The sequence below is a fragment of the Hyphobacterium sp. SN044 genome (assembly GCF_021864465.1).
GTDB lineage: Bacteria > Pseudomonadota > Alphaproteobacteria > Caulobacterales > Maricaulaceae > Hyphobacterium.
In genome coordinates this window covers 1-18,835 of sequence record NZ_JAKKUV010000017.1, presented here as the reverse complement: position 1 = coordinate 18,835, position 18,835 = coordinate 1, and the positions used below count along the sequence as shown (strand labels likewise).

At 67.0% G+C, this 18,835-nt stretch carries 18 protein-coding genes; 5 read left to right on the top strand and 13 right to left on the bottom strand.

The annotated features are described in order from the left end of the window. Both L5876_RS14455 and ccmA read right to left on the bottom strand, forming a co-directional pair. Window positions 1-470: heme exporter protein CcmB (locus L5876_RS14455; protein ID WP_236957071.1), on the bottom strand; the 470-nt coding region annotated here is incomplete at its 3' end. Beyond that, window positions 467-1,090: a heme ABC exporter ATP-binding protein CcmA gene (gene ccmA, locus L5876_RS14450; protein WP_236957065.1), complete on the bottom strand. Its 624-nt coding sequence runs from the start codon at window positions 1,088-1,090 to the stop codon at window positions 467-469. The genes ccmA and L5876_RS14455, both read right to left, overlap by 4 nt. A 165-nt stretch (window positions 1,091-1,255) precedes the next feature. Between ccmA and acnA the strand changes: the two genes are divergently transcribed. Both acnA and L5876_RS14440 read left to right on the top strand, forming a co-directional pair. Further along, window positions 1,256-3,937, top strand: coding sequence for an aconitate hydratase AcnA (acnA, locus tag L5876_RS14445; protein WP_236957064.1), 2,682 nt, complete (start codon window positions 1,256-1,258; stop codon window positions 3,935-3,937). An 80-nt stretch (window positions 3,938-4,017) separates the two neighbouring features. After that, window positions 4,018-4,752: a thioredoxin family protein gene (locus tag L5876_RS14440; protein ID WP_236957063.1), complete on the top strand. Its 735-nt coding sequence runs from the start codon at window positions 4,018-4,020 to the stop codon at window positions 4,750-4,752. 190 nt (window positions 4,753-4,942) lie between these two features. Here L5876_RS14440 and L5876_RS14435 read toward each other — a convergent pair whose 3' ends face one another. The 5 genes from L5876_RS14435 to L5876_RS14415 are packed head-to-tail and all read right to left on the bottom strand — an operon-like array spanning window position 4,943 to window position 9,698. Further along, window positions 4,943-5,317 (bottom strand): VOC family protein, encoded by a 375-nt coding sequence (locus tag L5876_RS14435; RefSeq protein ID WP_236957062.1) that lies wholly within the window; start codon window positions 5,315-5,317, stop codon window positions 4,943-4,945. Then, a complete protein-coding gene (locus L5876_RS14430) occupies window positions 5,307-6,341 on the bottom strand; it encodes a DUF4340 domain-containing protein (protein WP_236957061.1) in 1,035 nt (344 codons plus the stop codon). Before L5876_RS14430 ends, L5876_RS14435 begins: the two co-directional genes overlap by 11 nt. After that, entirely contained in the window at window positions 6,338-8,188 is a 1,851-nt protein-coding gene (locus tag L5876_RS14425; protein WP_236957060.1) for a Gldg family protein, read from the bottom strand. The genes L5876_RS14430 and L5876_RS14425 overlap by 4 nt, the downstream gene beginning before the upstream one ends. Then, window positions 8,185-8,958: an ABC transporter permease gene (locus L5876_RS14420; RefSeq protein ID WP_236957059.1), complete on the bottom strand. Its 774-nt coding sequence runs from the start codon at window positions 8,956-8,958 to the stop codon at window positions 8,185-8,187. The genes L5876_RS14425 and L5876_RS14420 overlap by 4 nt, the downstream gene beginning before the upstream one ends. Continuing rightward, a complete protein-coding gene (locus tag L5876_RS14415) occupies window positions 8,955-9,698 on the bottom strand; it encodes an ABC transporter ATP-binding protein (protein ID WP_236957058.1) in 744 nt (247 codons plus the stop codon). Before L5876_RS14415 ends, L5876_RS14420 begins: the two co-directional genes overlap by 4 nt. Before the next feature lie 342 nt (window positions 9,699-10,040). Between L5876_RS14415 and L5876_RS14410 the strand changes: the two genes are divergently transcribed. After that, window positions 10,041-10,373, top strand: coding sequence for a DUF2794 domain-containing protein (locus L5876_RS14410; protein ID WP_236957057.1), 333 nt, complete (start codon window positions 10,041-10,043; stop codon window positions 10,371-10,373). Window positions 10,374-10,478: 105 nt separating this feature from the next. Here the strand turns inward: L5876_RS14410 and L5876_RS14405 are convergent, their stop codons facing one another. Beyond that, window positions 10,479-11,228, bottom strand: coding sequence for a Bax inhibitor-1/YccA family protein (locus L5876_RS14405; RefSeq protein WP_236957056.1), 750 nt, complete (start codon window positions 11,226-11,228; stop codon window positions 10,479-10,481). 224 nt (window positions 11,229-11,452) lie between these two features. Between L5876_RS14405 and thpR the strand changes: the two genes are divergently transcribed. Then, window positions 11,453-11,992 (top strand): RNA 2',3'-cyclic phosphodiesterase, encoded by a 540-nt coding sequence (gene thpR, locus L5876_RS14400; protein ID WP_236957055.1) that lies wholly within the window; start codon window positions 11,453-11,455, stop codon window positions 11,990-11,992. Between the two features lie 451 nt (window positions 11,993-12,443). Here the strand turns inward: thpR and L5876_RS14395 are convergent, their stop codons facing one another. From L5876_RS14395 to L5876_RS14380, 4 genes are all read right to left on the bottom strand, one after another. Then, entirely contained in the window at window positions 12,444-13,160 is a 717-nt protein-coding gene (locus L5876_RS14395) for a histidine phosphatase family protein (protein ID WP_236957054.1), read from the bottom strand. Window positions 13,161-13,530: 370 nt separating this feature from the next. After that, window positions 13,531-15,960, bottom strand: a complete 2,430-nt coding sequence (gene gyrB, locus L5876_RS14390; protein ID WP_236957053.1) for a DNA topoisomerase (ATP-hydrolyzing) subunit B — start codon at window positions 15,958-15,960, stop codon at window positions 13,531-13,533. A 334-nt stretch (window positions 15,961-16,294) separates the two neighbouring features. Further along, a complete protein-coding gene (locus L5876_RS14385) occupies window positions 16,295-16,918 on the bottom strand; it encodes a LysE family translocator (protein ID WP_236957052.1) in 624 nt (207 codons plus the stop codon). 7 nt (window positions 16,919-16,925) lie between these two features. After that, window positions 16,926-17,561 (bottom strand): TetR/AcrR family transcriptional regulator, encoded by a 636-nt coding sequence (locus tag L5876_RS14380; RefSeq protein ID WP_236957051.1) that lies wholly within the window; start codon window positions 17,559-17,561, stop codon window positions 16,926-16,928. A gap of 93 nt (window positions 17,562-17,654) precedes the next feature. Here L5876_RS14380 and L5876_RS14375 point away from each other — a divergent pair, with 93 nt between their 5' ends. Further along, a complete protein-coding gene (locus L5876_RS14375) occupies window positions 17,655-18,404 on the top strand; it encodes a CPBP family intramembrane glutamic endopeptidase (RefSeq protein ID WP_236957050.1) in 750 nt (249 codons plus the stop codon). Here the strand turns inward: L5876_RS14375 and L5876_RS14370 are convergent. Continuing rightward, window positions 18,401-18,835: SbcC/MukB-like Walker B domain-containing protein (locus L5876_RS14370; RefSeq protein WP_272906996.1), on the bottom strand; the 435-nt coding region annotated here is incomplete at its 5' end. The two genes, L5876_RS14375 and L5876_RS14370, sit on opposite strands and share 4 nt — an antisense overlap.

Below are 18,835 nucleotides of genomic sequence, written 5' to 3'. Positions count from 1 at the left end.
CGCTTCACCCCGGCAGCCAGCGCCCCGGCGAGACCCGCGATGAAGGCAAGCCCCGGCAGCGCGCAGGCGAGCGATCCGCCGAGGAAGAGCGCCGCCACGGGCGGCAGTCCATAGGCAATCCCGCCCAGAACGCCGATCAGCGGCAGCGGCCACAGCGTCGCCAGGCCCGCGGCCAGCGTCTTCACCGCCGCGATCACCGAGGGGTCGAGCCCGGACAGGAGATAAACGTCGAGCGTGCCGTCCGAGAGGTCGTCGCCATAGAGCCGTTCGGCGCCCTGCAGCACGGCGAGCAGGGCCGCGAAGGCGATCACGCCCGGCCCTGCCGCGGCCAGCACTTGCCCGCCCGGTCCGATCGCCAGCGGCGCCAGCGTCAGCGCCGCCAAGAAGAAGGCCGCCGGTCCCGCCGGTCCACCACCGCCGGCAAAGGCCAACCGCAACTCGCGGGCGAACAGGGCGGCAACCGCGCTCATGCGCCGATCTCCATCACCTGCGCACCGGGCCAGTCGAGCGTCTGGTGGGTCGCGGCGATCACCACCCCGCCCCGCGCCCGGTGCGACGCGACCGATTGCGCCAGCAGATCCCGACCGCTCACATCGAGCGGCCCCGCCGGTTCGTCGAGCAGCCAGACCGGGCGGCCCGAAAGCAGCACCCGCGCCAGCGCGACACGGCGGCTCTGCCCGCGTGACAGGCGTCCGCACGGGCGCTCGTCGAGCAAGTCGATCGCAAGCGATTCAAGTGCGCTGTCTGCAGCCGCGGCATCGCGGCCATAAAGTCGCGCGGCGAAGTCCACCGCCTCGCGCACCGTCTCGCCGGGTTTCAGCCCGTCGGCATGACCGAGCCAGGCCGTGACCATCGGGCCGGCCTGCCGCGCCGGTGCGCCGGAGAAGTTGACCGTCCCCGCATCGGGGCGGAGAAGACCCGACAGCGCGCGCAACAGCGTCGTCTTGCCTGCCCCGTTGCGCCCGGTCAGCAGCACCGCCTCGCCCGGGCTGGCGACCAGCGACAGCCCGTCGGCCACAATTCGCCCGCCACGCGAAAGCGTCAGCGCCTCGGCCCGGATATCGGTGGAATATTGCCCGCTTGCGTCCATTGGCTCCGGTTTCGCCGCTTGGCGGGGGCCGGTCAAGCGAACCGATTGCCGCGCCCGGCACCTCCATGCATTGCCCGCAACGCGCTTGGGGTCTAAAACGCGCTCGATTCCGCACTGCGGCAAGCGGTGCGACGACACGTTCCAAAGGGAAGGAAACCGCTCCAGATGGCCTCTCTCGACAGCTTCAAATGCCGCCGCACCCTCGATGTCGACGGCAAGTCGTATGTCTATTTCGACCTCAAGGTCGCCGAGCAGAACGGGCTCAAGGGCATTTCGCGCCTGCCCGCTTCGCTGAAAGTCCTTCTGGAGAATTTGCTTCGCCATGAAGACGGCAAGACCGTCGTGAAGGCCGATATCGAGGCGATGGTCACCTGGCTGACCGAGAAGACGTCGAGCCACGAGATCGCCTACCGCCCGGCGCGCGTGCTGATGCAGGATTTCACCGGCGTACCCGCCGTGGTCGACCTCGCGGCGATGCGCGATGCGGCCAAGAAGCTCGGCGGCGACCCGAACATGATCAACCCGCTGGTGCCGGTCGATCTCGTCATCGACCACTCGCTGATGGTCGACGTATTCGGCAGCGCCAATGCCTTCAAGGACAATGTGGAGCGGGAATACGAGCGCAATCTGGAGCGCTACAAATTCCTCAAATGGGGCGCCAAGGCGTTCCGCAATTTCCGCGTCGTCCCCCCCGGCACCGGCATCTGCCACCAGGTCAATCTCGAATACCTCGCCCAGACCGTCTGGACCAAGGAAGAGGACGGCGAGACGATCGCCTACCCGGACACGCTGGTCGGCACCGACAGCCACACCACCATGGTCAACGGCCTCTCGGTCCTCGGCTGGGGCGTCGGCGGCATCGAGGCGGAAGCGGCGATGCTCGGCCAGCCCGTCTCCATGCTCATCCCGGAAGTCATCGGCTTCAAGCTGACCGGCAAGCTCCCCGAAGGCGCGACCGCGACCGATCTTGTCCTGACCGTCACCCAGATGCTCAGGAAGCGCGGCGTGGTCGGCAAGTTCGTCGAATTCTTCGGCGACGGCCTCGACCACCTCTCGCTGGCCGACGAGGCGACGATCGCCAACATGGCCCCGGAATACGGCGCGACCTGCGGCTTCTTCCCGGTCGATGGCGAAACGCTGGAATACCTCAAGGCCACCGGCCGTGACGCCAGCCGCGTGAAGCTGGTCGAGGCCTATTCCAAGGCCCAGGGCATGTACCGCCCGGATTACGAGGCCGACCCCATCTTCACCGACACGCTGGAACTCGACATGTCGACCGTCGAGCCCTCGCTCGCCGGCCCGAAGCGTCCGCAGGACCGCGTGCCGTTGTCCACCGCGTCCGACGCCTTCGCCATGCAGCTCGACAGCGAGTTCAAGAAGATGGCCGAGGCCCACAAGCGGGTTCAGGTCGAAGGCACCGACTATTCGATCGGCCATGGCGATGTCGTGATCGCCGCGATCACCTCGTGCACCAACACGTCGAACCCGTCCGTCATGCTGGGCGCCGGTCTCGTCGCCCGCAACGCGGTCAAGCGCGGCCTGAAGGTGAAGCCCTGGGTCAAGACCTCGCTCGCCCCGGGCTCGCAGGTCGTCACCGATTATCTCCTGAAGGCGGGCCTGCAGGACGATCTCGACGCGCTCGGCTTCAACCTCGTCGGCTATGGCTGCACGACCTGTATCGGCAATTCCGGTCCGCTGCCGGAGAAGATCTCCAGGGCCGTCCAGTCGGGTGATCTCGTGGCCTGCTCGGTCCTGTCGGGCAACCGCAATTTCGAAGGCCGCGTGAACCCGGACGTGCGCGCGAACTACCTCGCCTCGCCGCCGCTCGTCGTCGCCTATGCCATCGCCGGTTCGATGAATGTCGACCTCTACAACGACCCGATCGGATATGACGACGAGAACGAGCCCGTCTATCTCGCCGACATCTGGCCGACCAGTGCCGAAGTCGCCGAAGTCGTGCGCCAGGCCGTGACGCCGGAGATGTTCTCCTCGCGCTACGCCAACGTGTTCGAGGGCGACGAGATGTGGGCGAAGATCGAGGTCGAGGGCGGTCTCACCTATGCGTGGGATTCCACCTCCACCTATGTTCAGAACCCGCCCTATTTCGAAGGCATGACGATGAACCCGGTCGCCCCGGGCGATATCGCCAAGGCCCGCATCCTCGGCCTGTTCGCGGACTCGATCACCACCGACCACATCTCCCCGGCCGGTTCGATCAAGACCGACAGCCCGGCCGGCCGTTACCTGCAGGACCATCAGGTCGCTCCGCGCGACTTCAACTCCTATGGCTCGCGCCGCGGCAATCACGAAGTGATGATGCGCGGCACCTTCGCCAACATCCGCATCAAGAACCAGATGCTGGACGGCGTCGAAGGCGGCTACACCAAGAAATTCCCGTCCGGCGAGCAGATGGCCATCTATGACGCGGCCATGGCCTACCAGACCGAAGGCACGCCGCTCGTCGTCGTCGCCGGCAAGGAATACGGCACCGGCTCGTCGCGCGACTGGGCAGCGAAGGGCACCGTGCTTCTGGGCGTCCGCGCCGTGATCGCGGAAAGCTTCGAGCGCATCCACCGCTCCAACCTGATCGGCATGGGCGTCCTGCCCCTGCAGTTCGAGGGCGGCGCGACGCGCGAAAGCCTCGGCATCACCGGTGACGAACTGGTCAGTGTCGACGGCATCGAGACGATGCAGCCGCGCGAGCGTCTGACCGTCACCATCACCTATGCCGACGGCTCCACGAAGACCGCCGAAGCCCGGGTGCGGATCGATACCGAGAACGAGCTGGAATACTACCGCGCCGGCGGCATCCTGCATTACGTCCTCAGGAATCTTGTCGCGCACTAGTCATTCAGGGCACACTCCCCTCGCGGCCGGTCACGCTCAATTGATTGGCCAGCCGCTTGGGGAGCGCCTAACTGGCTGTCATGACGTCCTGGATTTCGGCCCTGATCTGGCTGGCCACAGCCGCCGCGGGACCGGCCCATGTGCCGGACCCGCCCGAACAGGCGCGCCCGATCCTGGTCGAGCTTTTCACCAGCCAGGGCTGCCCGCTCTGCCCGGCGGCCAATCTCTATCTCGGTGAGCTTGACGAACGCGAGGACGTGATCGCCCTCGGCTTCGCGGTCGATTACTGGGACATCTATGGCTGGCGCGACACCTATGCCCAGCCCGCCTTTACCGAGCGCCAGCGCCTCTACAAGACCAGCCTCGACGTGCCGCGTGTCTACACGCCGCAATTCGTGATAGACGGCGCGGCCGAGGCAGAAGGCCGTGAGACAGACGCCATCCTCTCCGCGCTGCAGCGCCGGCGCATGGCGATGATGGCCGGGGTTCATGTCGAAACCCTCGCCACCGGCAATGGCAATCACACGATCGAGGTCTCCGGCGCTCCGCCCTCGGCTTCGGAAATCTGGCTCGCCGTGTTCGAACCCGGCTGGCACACGGTCGAGATCGAGGCGGGCGAAAACGCAGGTCTCGACATGCAGCTCTACAATCCCGTCCGCGCCCTGATCCCGCTTGGCCACTGGGCCGGCGGTCAGGCCGAATACGGCGCCGCCCTGCCCGAAGGCACGTCCGGCGTGATCATCGTCCAGGGCGCGCAAGGCGGCCCGGTCTACGGCGTCGGCGAGTTCGATCGGGACGCTCTCGGGGTAGACTGAGCCCTACTCCCTCCCCTTGAAGGGGAGGGACGCGAGCGGCTTGCGTGAGCAAGACGGGAGCGGGGTGGGGTGAGCGTGCAAACAAGATACACCCACCCCGGTCGGCTGGCTGACGCTCAGCCTCCCGGCCCTCCCCTCAAGGGGGAGGGCTGAGCCGCCTGTCATCCGTTCGAAGAGCGAGGAATTGAGGTTACCCGTTCACCCGCCAGGGCGGGTTCACGCGGTTCCCGCCCGCGAAATAGAGCTTCCAGTAATGCCCGTCCGGGTCTCGGAAGGACGCCTCCCGCCACAACCAGCTTTTATCCGTCGGCGCGCTGTCGAACGCCACACCCGCCGCTTTCAGCCGCGCGAAATCGGCGTCCATGTCCGCGCTTTCGAGATAGAGGACCGGACCAGTTCCGATCACCCGGTCCTCGGCATGGATCGAGAACGTCGTATCGCCCTCCGGCGCCAGAAAACGGCAATAGTGCGCACTGTCGACCAGCAGGCGAAAACCGAGCGTCAGATAGAAGGCCTTCGAGCGCGCGATGTCGCGCACCGGCAATGTGATCTGGTTAAGGCGCATCTTCGGACCGGGTGACGCGTTCGGCGATCTCCGACAGCGGTCGGATCATCCGCTCTTCGGTCAGCTCGCTGAGCCGGAAGGCGAGCTGGTCGGCGTGATTGTTCAGCGCCAGCGCATCGCCCATCGCGTCATCGGTCAGCGCGATGGCACGGATCACCGCCCAGCGCGCCCCGCCCGTATCATGCACCGCAATCTCCAGCCGAAGCCCCGAGAAGGTCTCCGCTTCGTAGCGCGCGATCGGCCGCTCCTCGAACCGGGCCGGGCGCACGTCGCGGAACCGCAGCCGGCCCAGCACCGTGCCCGTGCCATTGCCGGCCCCCGGCGTGATCAGCTGCCAGCCGGACGGGGCGCGCAGCGCGAAATTGCGCTGGCTGAGACCCGGGCGCTCGAGGAAATAGGGCGGCCCTTCGACCGGAACGACATAGGCCCGCGCGATGGATTCGGCACCCAGCGCCAGGAAGTCGAGATTCATCCAGTCCTGCGGCGTCGCAATGGCCGGAAGAACCCCGTCCGCCGCCCAGGCCTGGTCCTCGCCCGGCAGGCGCAGATAGGTCCCGCGTTCGCCGCGCCGGGCGCCGATCAGAACTTCGCCGATCACATTGCTGTCGAAGTCGCGAAGCACGATCTCGATCGCTTCGCCGCCCGATTCCGGCGCTTCGAGGCCCAACAGGCTGTGCCGCGCGGGGTCGGCGGTCCGCGGCCCGGCATAGTCGAGCGCGGACAGGCGCGCGATCAGCCGCGCGGCAAGACCGGCATCGGCCGCATAGCCGCCCCGGCCGAGCAGGGCCCAGCCCTCGCCGTCCTCCTGCAGGACGAAGCGGTCTTCCTTGGTCGTGATCTCGATCGTGTAGACCGCGCCCGGATCGTCGGCGAGACGCGGGAGAACCGGACCCGACCGGGTGGGCGTATCGTCCTCGCCCCCGGCCAGCAGGAAACCGGCGAGCCCCATCGCGAACAGGACCAGCGCGGCGCATCCCGTCAGGATGACCTCGCGCAGCCGCGTCTGTTCCGGCGTCAACGTCATGGCCGCGCTCTCCAGCGCCGCCAGCCGGTCAGACCCAGCCCCAGGAGCAGGATCAGCAGCGGCGGCAGCCACAGCGTCCAGAAGCGCAAACTGTTGTCGAGCGCGTCGATATCGCGGCGGAAATCACGCTCCACCTCGCGCAGGCGCTGCTCGGCCGACGCGATATTGTCGCGCAGCCGGTTCACCTCGTCGAGCCGCTCTTCCGGAGCCAGATCGGCGGTTTCCGCAGTCGCGGAGGGGTCTTCCAGTGCGGCGAGCCGCTCCTGCGCCTCGTCGATCCCGGCCTGCAGGGCCGCCTGTTCCTCGACATAGCGGGCTTCGGCGCGTTCGCGCAGCTCGTCGACCCGCGTCATCGGCCGCGCCGAGGACGGCGAGGCGCGAAGCCCGACGAGCGAGCGATTGCCCAGCGCCATGTCGACGAGGTTGAGCGCGAAGGACATGTTGTCGGCGACGACGCTTTCGCCGAATTGCGGATCGCGGGTCAGGAAGAAGCTGTCATCGATCCAGTCGGCATCGGCGATAACCACGGCATCGGTCGGGCCATTGGCCTGTGGCAGATGCGCGGCCACGTCGAAGATCCGTTCCGCGCCCTGCGGCGGGCCGTTGGGAAAGGCCGACGGCAGGACGCCGGAAATCCGCGCTGCGAGGACGAAGCGTCGGCTCTCCTCCGGCCACGCCTCGGCCAGAGCATCCGGCCCGGGATTGGAGGCCGCCTCTTCTGCCGGATAGGCCGCCGCATCATCGCTGGTCGTGACCAGCGCGTCGGCGCGCACCCCGGCACGCTCTTCCAGCATCAGTGCGCCGGGCGAACCCAGATTGATGCCGCGGGAAAAGCCCGCCATCGCCACATCGGTTTCCGAGAATTGCTCCGGCCCCGGCGCGAACCACAAGGGATAGGAGCGCACCCGCACCCGCCCGCCCTCATTGACCTGCACCGGCAGCGCCAGCTCCCGGTCCATCACAGTCGTGTCCGGGTCGAAGACCGCCCCCCAGGTCTGCGTCAGCGGGCCCAGATCGCTCGCGCGGCGGGCATTGACCGGCGGCAGGCCGTCGGCGCCGGGCCGGAGCGCGACATGTGCCATCGGGTCGAGCGCCGCGACGATCCGTCCGCCCTGCATGGCGAACTGGTCGATCGCGTAGAGCTGGGCGTCGGACAGGCGCGGAGGATGCACGATCAGCATCGCGTCGGCCTCGGGCAGCTCCACGAAGCTGCGGTCCACCCATTCGATCGTGTAACTGGCTTCCAGCTGCTGCACGATCCGGCTGGTCATCCGCGCCGGGGCGTCAGGCGCGAGCGGCAGGCCGGAGAGAATCGCCAGAACCGGCGTCTCGGTCCGGACAAGGTTTCCGAGCATCGCGGTCAGCTCGTATTCGAGCAGCGCCTCGCGTTCCGGCGCGAAATAGGCGATCGCCAGACGGCGGTCGACACTGTCTTCCGCGACGAGACCGAAGAAGAGCCGCTGGCCCTCGCCGATCGGCGCCGGGGTCAGCCCCGCCTCGATCGCTGCATCCTCGTCCTCGGAGAAGGCTTCCGGATCGATCTCGACAAGCCGGATCCGCCCGTTCGCGGCCGCCTCATAGCTTTGCAACAGCTCGCGCACCCGCGCGCCATAGGCCCGGATGGCGGGATAATCCGCCGCGGCGCGGCGCGAATAATAGAAGGTCCAGCGCACCGGTTCGCCGATCTCGTCGAGGGTTTCGAGCGTTCCGTCGGAAAGGCGGTAGAGCCCGGCTTCCGTCGCATCGATCCGCACCCGCGACAGCCAGTTCGCGGCGATCATGTTGACCGCGATCACCGTGATCACGAGACCGATCAGCATCAGGGCGAGATGCAGCTTGCGGCTCATCGTCCGCCCTCCCGCGTCGATCCGGCGATCAGGCCCGCCGCCGTCACCCCGCCCGCGATCAGGCTGAGGAAATAGACGAGGTCCGGCAGGCGCGCGACGCCATTCTCGAACGCCGCATAGCGATCAAGCGCGCTCATATGCGCGACGGCCTCGACGAGCCAGGCCGGAACCGAGGACGACAGCGCGCCGGTCACGAAGGGCAGGCCCGCCATCGTCAGCAGGAAGGCGACCAGCACGCCAAGGACGAAGGCGACGACCTGGTTCGGCGTTACCGCCGACAGCGCCTGGCCGATCGCCAGATGCGCCCCGGCCAGCAGTAGCGCGCCGACATAGGCGACGGCGATGGCGGCATTGTCCGGCGCGCCGAGCCAGTTGACCGCGATCCACATCGGGAAGGTCAGGACGAGCGCCAGACCCGCCACCGCCCAGGCGGCGAGGAATTTCCCGAGTGCGGCGGCCCAGAGCGGCATCGGCAGGGAGAGCAAGGTCTCGATCGTGCCGAGCTCGCGCTCCTCCGCCCAGGCGCGCATCGCCAGCGCCGGCATCAGGATCATGAGCAGCCAGGGCAGATAGGCGAAGAGCGGCGCGAGATCGGCCCGGTTGGTGTCGAAGAAGCGCCCGACATTGAAGGCGAATGCCGGGGCAGCGAAGGCGAAGGCGGCAAGGAAGACCCAGGCCAGCGGTGTCGTGAAATACGCGCCGAGCTCGCGCCGGATCACGGCTTTCAGGCCCGGCCAGCCGGAAGGAACGAAACGGCCCTCTCCGCTCATGCCGCGTCCTCCGTGCCGCGCGTCTTCCGGCCCGTCGTCAGGCTGCGGAAGGCATCGTCAAGCCGGCCCGACCCGGTCTTCGCGGCGATCTCCTCCGGCGTTGCGTCGGCCAGGATCTGCCCCGTGTCGATGATGATCGCCCGGCTGCATACCGCCGGGACCTCTTCGAGAATATGCGTCGAGATCACGATCGCCTTGTCCGCGCTCATCGCCCGGATCAGCGACCGCACCTCGTCCTTCTGGTTCGGGTCGAGCCCGTCCGTCGGCTCGTCGAGAATGAGGACGGGCGGGTCATGCGCGATCGCCGCCGCCAGCGCCGTGCGCCGCTTGTAACCCTTCGACAGCGTCGCGATCCGGTCGTGCCGGTGATCGCCGACATGCACCCGGTCGAGCGCGAGATCGCGCGCGGCTTTGAGCGCAGCGCCGTGCCAGCCGCGCGCGGCGAGGCAGAATTCGACGAAGGAGAAGGGCGTCATCGCCGGATAGGCCGGCGCGCCCTCGGGCAGATAACCGGTCAGCGCCTGTGCCGCGCGGCGGTTCGCAACCGTGTCATTGCCGCCGACGCGGACGCGCCCGCCATCAGGCTCCAGCCGCCCGGCGATGATCCGCATCGTGGTCGATTTGCCCGCACCATTGGGACCGAGAAAGCCCAGAACCTCCCCCGGGGCGACGGTGAAGCTGACTCCGTCCACCGCCTTGCGGGTCCCGAAACGCTTCTTCAGCTGTTCGACGGCGAGCATGTTCTGACGTCAGCCCTTCCTCGGCGCGGCGCGGCAGACAAGCGTTACCTTGCTGCGCACGGCTTGGCCAGACACGGTAGGAGTAGGTCCTGACGGAGCGGTAAATGGAGGGTGCCGGCCGGACGAAGGCGCGAATCCGGGGGGCTGGGGGGGCTGTCTGAAACCTGGATCCGTCCCATTGGCCGCCCGGCCGACGACGAGGACGGTCGCCGGGCGATGCGGCGCTCCGGCGACCGAAATTTGACCGGAATGGGGCATGTGATGAAATGTCCGTAATTAAGGATTCGGGCGGCGCAATCGCGCCACACCTGAAAGGCGAATGATGGCGGAAAGGAGTCGCGCGTGACGGGAGGTCCCGCGAACCTCAGACAGTCGGGCAAGGTGATGTTCGACCGGCGAGAGCTCGACGCCATCCTGCGCGTCTATGGCCGCATGGTCGCCGCGGGCGAATGGCGGGACTACGCCATCGACGCGATGAAGGAACAGGCGGTGTTTTCCGTCTACCGCCGCACCAGCGAACACCCGCTCTACCGTATCGTGAAGACGCCCGGCGATGCGCGCCGCCAGGGCGCGTGGCAGATCCTCGCCCCGGGCGGGGCGATCCTGAAGCGCGGCCGCGAAATCGCCAGCCTCCTCAGCTTCTTCGACCGCCGCCGCTTCCGGTTGGTGGAATGAAAAAAGCCCCCGCCAGAGCGGGGGCTTTTATCTTGTCCCCCCCTCATCCTGAGGTGCCCCGAAGGGGCCTCGAAGGGCGAGGGGGAGTTTCGCGTCCGGCCTGCGCTATTCGCGCTGGCCGAGGAACATCAGCAGGAACTGGAACAGGTTGATGAAGTTGATGTAGAGCGACAGCGCCCCGAAATTGGTCGCGACCGCCATGCCGCGCTGGTCGCCGCCGAGCGCGTAATAGGTCGCCTTCAGGCGCTGCGTGTCCCAGGCGATCAGGCCCGAGAAGATCAGCACGCCGGCCGCCGAGATCGCATACATCAGCGCCGGGCTCTGCAGGAACATGTTCACGACCATCGCGATGAGCAGGCCGATCACGCCCATGATCAGGAAGCTGCCGATCGCCGACAGGTCCTTCTTGGTCGTGTAGCCGAACAGCGACAGGCCGCCGAAGGCCGCCGCGGTCACGAAGAAGGTCGTGGCCACGCTCTCGCCGGTATAGATCAACAGGACGAGGCCGAGCGACGCGCCGATCGAGGACACGACCGCCCAGTAGAGCAGGCCCGCGCCGCGCGCCGACGGGTTCTTCATCAGGAACATCGAGCCGAACAGCAGCACGAGAGGCGCGAACTGCACGATCAGGCCAAGCCCGGTCAGGCCGATCGACGCGCCTTGCGGCGTCATCTGGACGGTGAACAGCATGTCGCGGATCGCCGGAACCTGTGAGGTCGCGACGGCCAGGAGGCCGGAAACGACCAGGCCCAGGCCCAGCTTGTTGTAGACACCGAGCATGAAGCTGCGCAGCCCGGCATCGACGGACATGTCCATCGTCTGCGAGCCGGCATAGCCACGGGAAAATTCGTTCATTTCTCAGTCTCGCTTTCAGTAACCACTCCGGCCGCGCGCGGGATGGCGCGCAGTCCGGTTCCGGGCTCAATATCGTTGCCACGGGGCGATGTGACAAGGGGAGACGGACGAGGGGGTGAATCCCCCCTTGCCGGTCCGGCCCCGTCAACAGCAACCGTCACGAAATCGCCCTATAGCCTGCCTTCACTGGCCCTTTCCGCCCGACGAGGGATATTCGCCCCGCCATGACATTGCGCCTGTTTGCTGCCCTGCCCGTCCCCGACGAGATCGCGGAGCGCCTCGTGCATCTGCAGAAGGGGGTGAAGGGCGCGAAATGGTCGCCGCGCGAGAATTTCCACATCACGCTGAAATTCTTCGGCGACATGGACGAGTCCACGGCCGGGGACCTCGACGCAGAACTCGCCTGCGCCCGCGTCAAACCCTTTTCGTTGGCGTTGAAGGGCGCGGGCAGTTTCGGCAAGGCCGACCCGCATGCCATCTGGATCGGCGTCGAATCCCACCCCTCGCTGATGCTGCTGGCGCGGGCCTGCGACCGGGCGGCGCGCCGCGCCGGGCTGGAGGCGGAGAAGCGCCGCTACACGCCCCATGTCACACTCGCCTACCTGAAACACGCCGAGCTCGACCGGGTACTGGCCTTCGAGCGCCGCTGCGCGCTCTTTTCCACGCCCGCCTTCACCGTCGACCGCTTTTATCTCTATTCCAGCCACACGCGCCCGAACCAGCCGAACCTCTACCGCATCGAGGCGGAATACCCGCTGGGGTGAAGCATTTCCCTCCCCTTGAAGGGGAGGGTCGCGAGCGGTCTTCGAAGAAGAACGGGAGCGGGGTGGGGTGAACGTTCCGCTCTCTGGGATTCCCGCGATCCCCGCATTCGCGGGGACAGGCCTTGGGAATCCGAAACCTTGTGCATACTTCAGGTCCCCATTTTCATGGGGACCCCATCACCATCTCAATTGACGTTTCCCGGACGGCGAAGCCGGTCCGGGATCCAGTTGGACCCCGGTCTTCGCTACGCGAAACCGGGGAGCGTCAGTGTTGTCGACCTGATGAATAATTGAATTCCCCGCGAAAGCGGGGACCCCGGCCGGGTGGGGAAGAGAGGCGGAGCCGGATATGATCCGCAATTCTCCCGGCGCCTTTGCGCCCTGCCGGTTCGAGGTCCCGGATCGCGCTTCGCGCGTCCGGGAATTCAAGAAAGGCGAAGGAACGAAACGCCTACTCCGCGTCGAACACGCCCGGCAGGGTCACGGCGTGCCACTGCCCGCCGACGCGATAGAGCCAGTAGATGTCGCCATAGGCCTCGGAACCCACCGAACCCTCTTCGCTGCAGCCCGCCTCGGTCGCCACATCCCGGCCGGCGAAGCTCGCCACCCACAGGCAGACCGTGTTCGAGTGCTCGGCGACCAGCGTCCAGCGATTGAGGCTTTCGCGCGCATCGTTGATCGCTTCGCCGCGCGTCCGGTCGACCGTACCGCCGCCGCAGGCGAGCGGATAATCGTCGCCCGCCCGGTGCATCATCACCCAGGCGCCGCCCGCTTCGGCGGTGGCGGCCGTGCGGCAGGCCGCGCTCGCATAGGCGGCATCGACCGGTTCGTCGCCGATCAGCTCGGCCAGCGTCGCAACCATGGCCTGTCCCGGCTCGCCCAGCGGACATTCGATCGCGTTGCAGTCCTCGGCCTCCTTGCGCGCATGGCGCACGACAAGGATATGCCGGTCCGCGGACTCGATCTCGTCGTGAAGGTCGTCCGGCGCGCCTCCCAGCAGGAAGGGCCGGTCGAACAGGCCGTCGTCAGCCTCCTGCGTCATCGCCAGCGCCCCGAAGGGCAGCATGACGAGCACGGCCAGTCCGGCGAAGACCAGCGCGATGCGGCGCGTGGCGAACATGTGCGGCGCAGCGACGTCGCGCCCGGACGGCTTGAAGAGTTTCGGCATGGATCGGTCCTTCGCTCGGGGAGAGGCGGAGCCGGGCCTATACCCGTTTCAGGCGAGTGTGTGAACTGACCGGGGCGTGAGACTTTTGTAAGGCATCCCCTCGGGGATGCCACTATCCCCGCGAAGGTGGGGATCCCGAGATGTCACGCGGTGGAGTTTCTTCCCTCCCCTTGAGGGGGAGGGACGCGAGTGGCTTGCGCCAGCAAGACAGGAGCGGGGTGGGGTGAAGGTTTCATTCCCCTCGCCCCCATTTGGGGGAGAGGGGTCAGGGGTGAGGGGGTGAACACCGACTTCTATTTCGGAGCAGAACCCCGCATCCGCCCTTCGGGCACCTTCTCCCCTTCAAAAAGGGGAGAAGGGAAAGACACGACTACGCATCAATCTCCGCGTCGAGCGCATTGGCGACGATGAAGTCGCGGCGCGGTTCGACGAGATCGCCCATCAGGCGCGAGAACAGCTCGTCCGCCCCGTCCAGCTCCTCGACCTTCACCCGCAGCAGCGAGCGCGCATCGGGGTCAAGCGTGGTTTCCCAGAGCTGGCCGGGATTCATTTCGCCGAGACCCTTGTAGCGCTGGATCTTCATGCCCTTGGCACCCGCAGCAAGCACCGCATCGACAAGGCCCGTCGGCGTGAAGACGCGCTTTTCGCCCATCTTGCCGTTGAACACCGCCGCGCCCTGATAATCGCTGGCGAGGTCCGAGGCCCGTTCGGTCAGGCGCTTGGCATCCGGCGAGACGCGCAGCGCCTCGTCGAGCACGACCTTCTCGGTCACGCCGCGTACTTCGCGCTGGAAGACCAGCCCGCCCTCGTCCGAGACGCGGCCGGTCCAGTTGTCCTCGCCCTCGTCGGCGGTGAGGTTGAGAAGGTCGGCGGCCTTTTCGACATTCGTGTCGCCATCCGGCGGCAGTGCCCCGGCCATCGCCGCGGCCTCGATCGCGAAGCCCGGCGCGCGCGCCATAAGACGCTCCACCGCCAGCTTCACGAGACGCGCCGTCTTCACCCGCTCCAGCAGGTCCGGCCCGGCGACGACGCTGCCGTCGGCGAGCGTCAGCGTTGCCTCCGCGCTGCCCTCTTCGAGCAGCGAGAGATCCATCTCCGCCTGGTCCTTCATGTAGCGTTCCGACCGGCCGCGCTCGACCTTGTAGAGCGGCGGCTGGGCGATATAGAGGTGCCCGCGCTCGATCAGCTCCGGCATCTGCCGGTAGAAGAAGGTCAGGAGCAGGGTCCGGATGTGCGCGCCGTCGACATCGGCGTCGGTCATGATGATGACCTTGTGATAGCGCAGCTTGTCATAGTCGATCTGGTCGCGCCCGATCCCCGTGCCCAGCGCGGTGATCAGCGTGCCGACCTGGTCCGATGACAGCATCTTGTCGAAGCGCGCGCGCTCGACATTCAGGATCTTGCCGCGCAGCGGCAGAACGGCCTGGTTCTCCCGGTTGCGGCCCTGTTTCGCGGAGCCGCCGGCGGAATCGCCCTCGACGATGAACAGCTCGGACTTCGCCGGGTCCTTTTCCTGGCAGTCGGCCAGCTTGCCGGGCAGCGAGGTTATGTCGAGCGCGGACTTGCGCCGGGTCAGCTCGCGCGCCTTGCGCGCCGCCTCGCGGGCGGCCGCGGCCTCGACGATCTTGCCAACGATGGCCTTGGCTTCGTTCGGATGCTCCTCGAACCACTCGGCGAGTTTCTCATAGACCGTGCCCTCGACCGCCGGACGGACTTCGGACGAGACCAGCTTGTCCTTGGTCTGGGAGGAGAATTTCGGGTCCGGCACCTTCACCGAGAGGACGCAGGTCAGCCCCTCGCGCGCGTCGTCGCCGGTGATCGCCACTTTCGACTTCGCGGCCAGGCCCGACGTCGCCGCGTAATTGTTGATCACGCGGGTCAGCGCACCGCGGAAACCGGCAAGGTGCGTGCCGCCATCGCGCTGCGGGATGTTGTTGGTGAAGCAGAGAACCGCCTCGTGATAGCTGTCATTCCATTCCAGCGCCGCCTCGACGGAGACGCCTTCGCGCTCGCCCGTGACGAGGACGGGCGGGGTAAACAGCGGCGTCTTGTTGCGGTCGAGGTGCTGCACGAAGGCGGCGACCCCGCCCTCATATTGCAGCACTTCCTCGAACACCTCCGGCGTGCGCTCGTCGCGGAAGACGATGCGGACCCCCGAATTGAGGAAGGCCAGCTCGCGCAGGCGGTGGATCAGCGTGTCGCGCTTGAACTCGATGTCGGAGAAGATCGTCTCCGACGGCATGAAGCGCACCAGCGTGCCGCGATTGGGCCGGCCTTTCTCGTCCGTTCCGGCCTCGCCGGTGACTTCAAGGTCCTTGCCATCCTCCGCATCGCCCATGCGGAAGCGCATCCTGTGCTCTTTGCCATTGCGCCAGATGACGAGATCCAGCCACTCCGACAGCGCGTTCACGACCGAGACGCCGACGCCGTGCAGACCGCCCGACACCTTGTAGGAATTCTGGTCGAACTTACCCCCGGCGTGCAGCTGGGTCATGATGACCTGCGCCGCCGAGACACCCTCTTCCTCGTGCAGATCGACGGGAATGCCGCGGCCATTGTCCGACACGCTCGCCGAACCGTCGGCATGCAGCGTGACCGTCACCTTGTCGGCATGGCCCGCCAGCGCCTCGTCGATCGCGTTGTCGACCACTTCGTAGACCATGTGGTGCAGGCCCGAACCGTCATCGGTGTCGCCGATATACATGCCGGGGCGTTTGCGCACCGCGTCGAGGCCTTTGAGGACCTTGATCGAACCGGCGCCATAGTCCTGCGAATTCTCGGGATTCGGAGTATCGTTCATGGGTCGGGAGTGTAGCCGAATCGGCCCGCAAGCGCCATGTTCGGCATGCAGTTTCACGCCGCTGAAACCTGTTTGAAGTCAATAGCTTGCGGGGTGGTTCCCGGACTCGCCTCAGCGGGGTGTCACACAGGCGTAAAAATCACCCGGTTTCCCGCCTTGATTCGGGTGCAAATGATGCACCCGCCCTCCCCCTTGAGGCTTTGACCCGTCCCGTAGGGCGAAACGCTCCAGTGGAGCGTTTCGAGGGGAAAAGGGCCGGGAGGCTGAGCGTCAGCCAGCCGACCGGGGTGGGGGTGTCTTGCAGAAAAGCCCACCCCACCCCGCTCCCGTCGACCTACCGCACCACCAGAACCACCGCGACGGCGACCATGACGAGGCCGGTCACCGCATCGGCCCAGCGCTTGAACCCCCGCGCCTTCAGCCAGCCGCGCGCCCGGTCCGCGAGGCCGACATGCACCGTGGCGGTCAGCGCATACATGGCGAGCATGATCGCCACCATGATCAGATAGGCGGTCAGATCGACCCGGGAGAGGTCGAAGAAGGCCGGCAGGATCGACAGGTAGAAGACGATCGGCTTGGGATTGGTCAGCGGCATCGCCACGCCCGCCGCATAGGTTGCCAGATAACCGAGCTTCGTGCTCGTGCCTCTAATCTTCTCCGGCGTTTCGGGATGGCGGAAGGACTGGAAGGCCTTCCAGGCAAACCACAGCAGCACGCCCGCCCCGACCAGCTTCACCATCCACACCGACGGCCCCAGCTGCGACTGCAGCGCCGTCAGCCCGGTGATCGCGACCGTGATCCAGAAGATGTCGCCGGTGATGATCCCGCCGCCATAGACGAAACCATGCACCGGTCCGGCATCGAGCGTGCGCGCCACCATGGCGACATTGCCCGGCCCCGGCGTGAAGAAGAGCACGAAGAGAAAGCCGGCGAAGGAGGCGTAGGAGGCAAGGGTCATGGAGGGCTCAGGCGTCCGGCGTCACGAGATAGCCGTAGATGGCGTCGGCGACCGAGTCCGTAAAGTCCGGCCCGCTCATCCCGCCAAGACCGGCCCCCGGACCGTCTTCGGGGTAAAGGCCGTATTCCGCGAGCAGCGTGTTCAGCGTGTAGAAGACAAAGCGCGCCGCCGCGTCGCGGTCGCCGCGCTTCACCTCCGTCTCAAAGGCGTCGATCAGCAGGCCGTAGGAGGCGACGCCGGTCTCGATCATCGCCTCCCATTCACCGCCCACGAGGTCGGGGTGCAGGCGGGCATGCAGATGCGCGGCGCGCACCAGATGCCCGTCCTCGCCGAGAAACCGCCAGGCCCGGCGCGTGATCTCGCGCAGTGCGATGCGCAGTCCGGCGGAAAGATCCGGTTCGAACCGGCCGTCCCGTGAAGCGGCAAACGCCTCGACCCGTGCGCGATAGAGGTCGAACACGACCGGGATGAAGGCGTCCTTGTTCTCGAAGCGGCGATAGACCGTGCCGACCGCCACGCCCGCTTCTCCCGCAATTTCCGCGACGGAGATGTCCGTGAATGCCTTCTGCTTCAGGAGACGCTCGAGTGCCGCGACCAGCTTGTCACGCGTTTCCTTCGCGCGCGACTGGGCCGCCGGTTTCATGCCTTGACTCACCATCTCGTCTTCCATAAATGTGAACGCGAATTCACATTCACATTATAGCTCGTCACGCCAGCCTGAACAAGGAAGCCCGTCATGCAGACTTTCACCCAACAGGACGCCCTCCTCCTCGTCCCCCTCGCCGCCATCGCGCTTCAGCTCATCCTTGGCTTCATCCGCGAAAAGCAATGGAAGGCGCGCATCGAATCCGGCGTGCCGGGCGCCCGCCTCCGCCTCTATAACGAGACGCTCGTCGTGCTCTGGACGATCGCAGCGCTGTCGGTTGGCCTCTGGCTGGCGTCGGGCCGGACCTGGACGGAACTCGGCTTCGGCTGGCCCGCAAGCGGCTGGCGCGGCGGGATCGCCTGGGGTCTCGCCGCCGGATCCATCCTCTACATGGGCTACACCATCGTTCAGACCGCGCGGTCGCGGGACGCGCGGACCTCGGTGCGCAAGCAGGTTGCGGACATGGGCGGGATCGACCTGATCCAGCCCCGCCGCCCGGCCGAGCATGACCGTTTCGTCCTTCTGTCGATCACGGCGGGGATCACCGAGGAGATCATCTTCCGCGGCTTCCTGATCGGCGCGCTCGCGCTGGTCATGCCCGCCTGGGTCGCAGCCGTCGTCGCCGTCGCCGCCTTCACGCTCGGGCATCTCTACCAGGGACCGCAAGGCCTCATCCGTGTCTTCGGCCTGTCGGTCCTCTTCACCGGCCTTTACCTCATCTGCGGCTCGATCTGGCCGCTGATGATCATCCACGCCGCCGTGGATCTGACGGCTGCGGGCGTTTTCCGGCTGATCGACGCCTTCGAGGAAAAGGACCGGCTGGCCGCCGAAACCGCCTAGCCGGGATGGATCTTGGCCGCCTCGACCGCGAAGAAGCGCGTCTCGCCGCCGAAGCCTTCGAACAAGCCGCGCTCCACCCCGGTCAGGAAGGCCTGCGCGCCGAGATCGGCAATCGCCTCGGCCAGACCGGCCCGGCGTTCGGCATCGAGATGGGCGCAGGCCTCGTCGAGGAGGAGGAGCGGCACCGCCCCCACCGCGCGCTCCAGCACGGCCGCATGAGATAGGGCGAGGCGCACGACGAGCGCCTTCTGCTCGCCGGTCGAGCATTCGCCCGCCGGGCGGTCCTTGCCCCGGTGCCGGGCGGCCAGATCGGTGCGGTGCGGCCCTTTCGACAGCGTCCGGCCCGACGCCGCATCCCGGTTCCGGCCTTCAAGCAATCGGTCCTTCAGCGCGTCCTCGGCGTCTCCGGCCAGAAGCCCGCGCGCGAGGTC

What these genes read in the sequence shown, in the direction of transcription:
- ccmA (WP_236957065.1), bottom strand. Translation starts at nt 1,090, where the DNA reads ATGGACGCAAGCGGGCAATATTCCACCGATATCCGGGCCGAGGCGCTG.
- acnA (WP_236957064.1), top strand. Translation starts at nt 1,256, where the DNA reads ATGGCCTCTCTCGACAGCTTCAAATGCCGCCGCACCCTCGATGTCGAC.
- L5876_RS14440 (WP_236957063.1), top strand. Translation starts at nt 4,018, where the DNA reads ATGACGTCCTGGATTTCGGCCCTGATCTGGCTGGCCACAGCCGCCGCG.
- L5876_RS14435 (WP_236957062.1), bottom strand. Translation starts at nt 5,317, where the DNA reads ATGCGCCTTAACCAGATCACATTGCCGGTGCGCGACATCGCGCGCTCG.
- L5876_RS14430 (WP_236957061.1), bottom strand. Translation starts at nt 6,341, where the DNA reads ATGACGTTGACGCCGGAACAGACGCGGCTGCGCGAGGTCATCCTGACG.
- L5876_RS14425 (WP_236957060.1), bottom strand. Translation starts at nt 8,188, where the DNA reads ATGAGCCGCAAGCTGCATCTCGCCCTGATGCTGATCGGTCTCGTGATC.
- L5876_RS14420 (WP_236957059.1), bottom strand. Translation starts at nt 8,958, where the DNA reads ATGAGCGGAGAGGGCCGTTTCGTTCCTTCCGGCTGGCCGGGCCTGAAA.
- L5876_RS14415 (WP_236957058.1), bottom strand. Translation starts at nt 9,698, where the DNA reads ATGCTCGCCGTCGAACAGCTGAAGAAGCGTTTCGGGACCCGCAAGGCG.
- L5876_RS14405 (WP_236957056.1), bottom strand. Translation starts at nt 11,228, where the DNA reads ATGAACGAATTTTCCCGTGGCTATGCCGGCTCGCAGACGATGGACATG.
- thpR (WP_236957055.1), top strand. Translation starts at nt 11,453, where the DNA reads ATGACATTGCGCCTGTTTGCTGCCCTGCCCGTCCCCGACGAGATCGCG.
- L5876_RS14395 (WP_236957054.1), bottom strand. Translation starts at nt 13,160, where the DNA reads ATGCCGAAACTCTTCAAGCCGTCCGGGCGCGACGTCGCTGCGCCGCAC.
- gyrB (WP_236957053.1), bottom strand. Translation starts at nt 15,960, where the DNA reads ATGAACGATACTCCGAATCCCGAGAATTCGCAGGACTATGGCGCCGGT.
- L5876_RS14385 (WP_236957052.1), bottom strand. Translation starts at nt 16,918, where the DNA reads ATGACCCTTGCCTCCTACGCCTCCTTCGCCGGCTTTCTCTTCGTGCTC.
- L5876_RS14380 (WP_236957051.1), bottom strand. Translation starts at nt 17,561, where the DNA reads ATGAAACCGGCGGCCCAGTCGCGCGCGAAGGAAACGCGTGACAAGCTG.
- L5876_RS14375 (WP_236957050.1), top strand. Translation starts at nt 17,655, where the DNA reads ATGCAGACTTTCACCCAACAGGACGCCCTCCTCCTCGTCCCCCTCGCC.